1 protein-coding gene is annotated in these 1,346 nt (G+C 75.0%); it reads right to left on the reverse strand.

Translation table 11 applies throughout. The annotated features are described in order from the left end of the window. Nucleotides 1–1,346: condensation domain-containing protein (locus H5J33_RS35415; RefSeq protein WP_258565625.1), on the reverse strand; the 1,346-nt coding region annotated here is incomplete at both ends.

A 1,346-nucleotide genomic window follows, 5' to 3' on the forward strand; every position in this document is an offset into this window, starting at 1 on the left:
CGTGCCCGGTCTCCCGGAGCCGGCGGGCGGGCGGGTTCCAGCTGTCCACGAGGGTGCGCTGCTCCGCGGCGGAGAGCATGGGCAGTTCGGCCAGGGTACGGCCCGGGCCGTCCGCCATGCCCTCCAGCAGGCGGTGCAGATGGGCGGTCATCCGGGCCACGGTCGCCGCGTCGAACAGGTCCGTGTTGAACTCGGCGGTCAGCACCGAGCCGCCGTCCGGGTCCGGGGTGAACTCCAGGACCAGGTCGAAACGGGCGGCCGGGCGGGGCAACGGGTGTTCGGCCAGGCGCAGTTCCCCGGCGAGCGGCGGCACGGGCAGCGGGCTCTGCTGTACGACGAGCGCCTGGACCAGCGGGGTGCGGCTGGGGTCGCGGGGCGGGGCGAGTTCCTCCACCACCCGGTCGAAGGGCACGCCGTCGTGGGCGAAGGCGTCCAGCACGGTCGTCCGCATGCTCTCCAGGAACCGGTCCACGGTGACCCGCTCGTCCACGTCGCCGCGCAGGACCACCGTGTTGGCGAAGAACCCGGGCACGTCCTCCAGCTCCCGCCGGCCGCGCCCGGTGGTGACGGTGCCGAACGCGATGTCCCGCTGACCGGAGTAGCGGGAGAACAGCAGCGCGGCGGCACCCGCGAACAGGGTGAACAGCGTGGTGCCGCGCCCGGCGGCCAGGTGGCGCAGCCGCGTCGTCAACTCGGCGGGCAGAGTGTGCCGGTGGGCCGCGCCGGCGGTGGTGCGCACGGCGGGACGCGGCCGGTCCGTGGGCAGTTCCAGCTGCTGCAGACCCGCCAGGTGCCGTTTCCAGTAGGCGAGATCGGCGCTGTCCGCGTCGCCGGTCCGCTGTCGCCGCTCCCACAGCGCGAAGTCCGGGTACTGCACGGCGGGTTCGGGCAGCCCGGCGGGCTCGCCGGTGGTCTCGGCGTGGTAGAGGGCGGCGAGTTCGCGGGTGAGGATGCCGACCGACCAGCCGTCGGTGACGATGTGGTGCTGCGCGAGGAGCAGTACGTGCTCCTCGGCGCCCAGCCGGACGAGCAGGGCCCGGGTGAGCGGACCGGCCGCCAGGTCGAAGGGCCGTTCCAACTCCTCGGTGAGCAAGGCCTCGACGGCCTCGTCCGCGTGCGGGGCTCCGGACAGGTCGGCCGTGCGCAGCGGCAGCTCCGGCTCCGGCGCGACCCGCTGGACGCCCTGGCCGTCGGCGGTGGCGAAGGTGGTGCGCAGGGAGGCGTGGCGGGCCGCGAGCCGGTGCAGGGAGCGGCGCAGCGCGTCCGGGTCCAGGGCGCCGCGCAGCCGCAGGGCCACACCGGTGTTGTACTCGGTGCCGCCGCCGGAGAGGTCGTCCAGGTACCAC

It is taken from the genome of Streptomyces sp. WELS2 (assembly GCF_013870595.1).
In the GTDB taxonomy this organism is placed as follows: Bacteria; Actinomycetota; Actinomycetes; order Streptomycetales; family Streptomycetaceae; genus Streptomyces.